This window comes from Dietzia sp. CQ4 (genome assembly GCF_014145125.1).
Lineage (GTDB): Bacteria > Actinomycetota > Actinomycetes > Mycobacteriales > Mycobacteriaceae > Dietzia > Dietzia natronolimnaea.
Window position 1 is genome coordinate 1 of sequence record NZ_JAALDZ010000131.1, and the last position, 4,025, is coordinate 4,025.

Consider the following 4,025-nt stretch of genomic DNA (forward strand, 5'->3'; position numbering starts at 1 on the left):
GACCCGGGCTCGAGCGACCCCTCCAGGGAGCCGTCCAGCGAACCGGGCTCGATCGACCCCTCGAGCGAACCGTCGTCGGACCCGGCCTCTGAGCCCGCCGACAACGGCGCGAGCGACCCGGGATTGAGGGAACCGGGATTGAGCGAACCGGGATCGAGTGAGCCGGGCTCAAGCGACCCGGGCTCGAGGGAACCCTCCACCGAGCCCTGCCCCAGGGAGCCTGGATCGAGGGAACCAGGCTCGAGGGACCCGCCCTCCCCGGATCCCGCCGATCCGAGCAGTAGCTCGAGGTTCAGCCCGAGTCCGGCCTCGAGCGACCCGTCCTGGGCGTTGGCGACCGCCGGGGCACCGGCCGCGGTGAGTAGAGCCGCGCCGGCAACGGCCGCCGCACGGATGTGTAGTGCTCGTTTCGATGTCATCTTCGGTCCTCAATCTGGTCGGTGTCTCCACACGGGATCGCTAGCACCGATCCCCCTGCCTGATATGCACATCGTGAAATCTCAGGATAGTGTTACTTCCGTCACAGTTCCACCGGTGCGGCGGAAATCTCCTCTCGTCGTCGTCGGGCGTTCCCCCCGACCACCTAGGCTCGCCGGGTGACCACCGCTCCAGACTCCCCGTCGGCCCTGAACAGGCCGCTCCGGAGCCGGCCGCTCCGCCGGATGGCGGACGGGACCGTCAAGCAGATCAACCCCTTCACCGGCACCGAGGTCTGGACGGTTCCCGGCCGCGGCCACCGCCCCGTCGACCATCCGCCAGGCGAGGTCCTCCCGGTGGACCCCCACGCGGCCGAGGCGTACTGCGCGTTCTGCGTGACCCGGCTGCGCGAGACCACTCCGGAGAAGTCACGGCTGGTGCGCGACGGCGACACGTGGACGACGCTCGACCGGGTGGCCGCGCACGAGCTCGACCTCACGACCCCTGAGTTCCGGCTCTTCGGCAACCTCTTCGAGATCGTGTCGCTGGACTACTGGAGAGCGGTCCACGGATACCGGATCCCGGCCCGGGCCGCCGCGCACCAGACCGCCTATCTCGGGACCGACGAGGGCGCCGAGCACGTCCGCGCTCTGGTCCGCACCAGGATCGCCGCCGCGCAGGGGGATCCGGCGGACGCCGAGGCCATGACGACCGCGGAGCTGGCCGCCCACTCCGAGAGCTTCTTCGGTGGCTGCCACGACGTCGTGGTGGCCCGCCGCCACCTCACCGACGGCGCCACGAGTTCCGACCGCCACGCCTCCTCCGGTTGCCTCGACCCGGACGAGCACCAGCAGTTCATCGCCTTCACCGTCCGCGCCATGCGGAACCTGTACACCGACAACCCCCATGCCCGGTACGTGTCGGTGTTCCAGAACTGGCTGCGTCCCGCGGGCGCGTCGTTCGCGCACCTGCACAAGCAACTCGTGGCGATCGACGAGGTCCCGGCGAAGACCGGTCGCGAGGTGGCCGCCCTCGCCTCGGAGCCGGACCTCTACTCCACGCTCGGGGTCGACCACGCGGCCTCGGAGGGGCTGGTGCTGGCGGCCAACGAGCACGCGGTGGCGGTGGTCGGGGTGGGGCACCGCTATCCCGCCCTCGTCATCTATTCGCGCTCCGCCGCGAGCGAGCCCTGGGAGCACTCCCCGGACGAGCTCCGCGGGGTCTCCGACCTCCTGCACGCCTGCCACGCCGCCACGGGCCCCCTGGTGCCCACCAACGAGGAGTGGCACACCCGGCCACCGGGGGTCGGCGCGGCGATGCCGTGGCGGATCGTGCTCAAGTGGCGGATCTCGAACCCCGCCGGGTTCGAGGGGGCGACCGGGATCTACGTCAACACGATCGACCCGTGGGCCCTGCGCGATCGGGTCGCGCCGCGGTTGGTCGAACTGCGTGACTCGGGTCGGATCGCCGACATGGCGCTCGGGGCGGAGTGCGGGGACGTGCGGGGGTCCTTGCGCTCCAGGTGAGGCCGGGCGAGGGGCAGGACGGGATCGACGACGACGAGGTGGTCAGGTGAGCACCGGGGGCGCCCCGCCTAGATCGCGCGTCTCGCCCGACCCCGGGGGAGCCTGGCGGCGGTGGCCTCACGGATGCCCGGCACGGAGGCGGGGATCACGACGGGCCCGGAGAGCGACGGGTCGAGCAGCATCGCCGTGGGGGTCTCCTCCGAGCCCATGTTGATGCGGCGGCAGAGCTCGTAGGCGTCCTCGTCCCGCCAGATGTTGACCCAGTGCACCTCGAGCCCCTCCCGGGCGGCGCGCCGACGCAGCGCGGAGGAGTACGGGCACCCGGGGCGCCACAACACCACCACGGCGTGCTCCACGCAGGAGCTGCGCACCGACTGCAGGGGCTCGTGACCGGTGACCCTGAGCGGCGAGTTCCACAGAGCCACCACCGCGGTCACCGCCAACACCAGCAGCGCCGGTGCCGCGCCGTGACCGAACCCCACGATGGTCCAGGCGAGCGCGCACCCCACGGCCACGACGGCCGCGGGGCCGAACCAGTGGCCGGGGACGATCTCGCGCCCCGCCCGGGCGAAGGGGTGTGTCACGCGGACGACCATACGCGTCCCGGATCCCGGTCCGCCCGTGCATTAACCGAATTGTGATGCGTCCACGATCGGCTCTCCACCCGTCGTCCGTGACGGTAGCGTCGGAGCGATGACGGACTCGCGCCCGCCGACCCCGGCCCCGCCGACCAGCACCCGGAAGCTCCGCGACCTCACGGGACCCGGGATCACCACCGCGTTCGGTATGGAGGGGACCGATCTGGGGATCACCGCCAGGACGCCCTCCGGACGCCTGCTCGCCGTGTTCGGCGACACCTTCGCGGGAGCGGGGATGGGAGCCCCCCACGTGGGGCGCCCCCACCCGGGGATCGCCGAGTGCTCCCCCACCACGGACGAGCGACCGGGGCCGGGCAACCCCGACTGGCGGTCCCCCGTCGGCCTGTTCGCGGACGACGCCGCCCCGGGCGGGGGCCTGGTGTGGACGGGCGCGGCCGGTCCCGGCCCGCCGGACTACGCGGGGCAACTCATCGACTACGTCCACGGCCGGGGCTGTTCCACCGTCCTCCCCGGCGACGTCCTGACCCTCGGCGACACGATGTATCTCCACGTCATGGTCAACGAGGGGCTGGGGACGGTCACCCGGACCGAGATCCACCGCTCGGTCGACGACGGGAGCACCTGGGAGCCGACCGGTGTCACGTTCTCCCCCCGGCTCGAGGGCGGCCACCGCCAGCTGTGGACGTGGGAGACAGGCGGGGACGGATTCGTCTACGTCATGTCGACCGGGTTCCAGCGGGACAAGGGGGTCATCCTCATGCGGGTCCGCGAGGAGCACCTGGCGGATCCCGGCGTCAACGGGTGGCAGACGTGGGGCTACCGCGAGGGCGCCTGGGACTGGGGCAACCCCACGACCATCGTGCTTCCGGGCCGCATCGGCGAGATGTACCTGCGGCGGTGCGAGGACTTCTGGACCCTCACCTACTTCGACGCCGAGCACTACCGGATCGACTGCCTCACCTTCCCGCACATCGGCGCCGACCTACTGGACAGGTCGGTGACGACCCACACCACGCTCCTGCACGGCTGTGCCTGGGGCGACGAGTCCGACGGCTCAGATCCCGCCGCGGGTCCGGCACGCGTCGCCCAGCTCTACTGCGGCTGCCCGGTCCCGGGGTCCACCCCCGAGGAGTGGCACGTGGTCGTGAGCCAGTGGAACACCCACGACTCGGCCGCGGGCCCCGCCGGCTGGCCATACCGCTCCATGCAGTTCGTGGGGTCCATCCCGCGTCCGCCGGGGACACGGGCCGGGGACCGACCCGCCGCGGGCGCGTAGGTCCGCGGCCGCTCAGGCCCAGGGCAGCGGCCCGAGGTTCCGCTCCGCCCAGCCCCGCACGGCGTCGGCGGAGCGGGGATCCAGTTCTGTGGTGTCCACCTCGATCGCGTCGGGCCAGGGCGCCAGATCCGCGAGCTGGCTCCCGAGCACCTCCACGGTCGCCTCCGACGGGTCCGCACCGGCATGCCCCCGCTCCTCGATCCGCCG

3 protein-coding genes and 2 pseudogenes are annotated in these 4,025 nt (G+C 72.3%); 2 read left to right on the forward strand and 3 right to left on the reverse strand.

Annotated features, from left to right (window positions below):
- Nucleotides 1–419 (reverse strand): annotated as a pseudogene (locus G6031_RS08330) (hypothetical protein); the annotation flags it as partial.
- Between the two features lie 243 nt (nt 420–662).
- Between G6031_RS08330 and G6031_RS08335 the strand changes: the two are divergent.
- Entirely contained in the window at nt 663–1,943 is a 1,281-nt protein-coding gene (locus tag G6031_RS08335) for a DUF4921 family protein (protein ID WP_179526101.1), read from the forward strand.
- A gap of 68 nt (nt 1,944–2,011) precedes the next feature.
- On the opposite strand, the gene G6031_RS08340 is transcribed toward G6031_RS08335, so the two are convergent.
- The gene (locus tag G6031_RS08340; RefSeq protein WP_259845726.1) at nt 2,012–2,527 is read right to left on the reverse strand and encodes a hypothetical protein; all 516 of its coding nucleotides are present in this window, start codon (nt 2,525–2,527) and stop codon (nt 2,012–2,014) included.
- Nucleotides 2,528–2,636: 109 nt separating this feature from the next.
- Here G6031_RS08340 and G6031_RS08345 point away from each other — a divergent pair, with 109 nt between their 5' ends.
- A complete protein-coding gene (locus G6031_RS08345) occupies nt 2,637–3,818 on the forward strand; it encodes a DUF4185 domain-containing protein (protein ID WP_182609892.1) in 1,182 nt (393 codons plus the stop codon).
- A gap of 12 nt (nt 3,819–3,830) precedes the next feature.
- Here G6031_RS08345 and G6031_RS08350 read toward each other — a convergent pair.
- Nucleotides 3,831–4,025 (reverse strand): annotated as a pseudogene (locus tag G6031_RS08350) (gluconate kinase); the annotation flags it as partial.

Excerpts from the sequence above, each read along its gene's own strand:
- G6031_RS08335 (WP_179526101.1), top strand. The coding sequence starts at position 663 with ATGGCGGACGGGACCGTCAAGCAGATCAACCCCTTCACCGGCACCGAG.
- G6031_RS08345 (WP_182609892.1), top strand. The coding sequence starts at position 2,637 with ATGACGGACTCGCGCCCGCCGACCCCGGCCCCGCCGACCAGCACCCGG.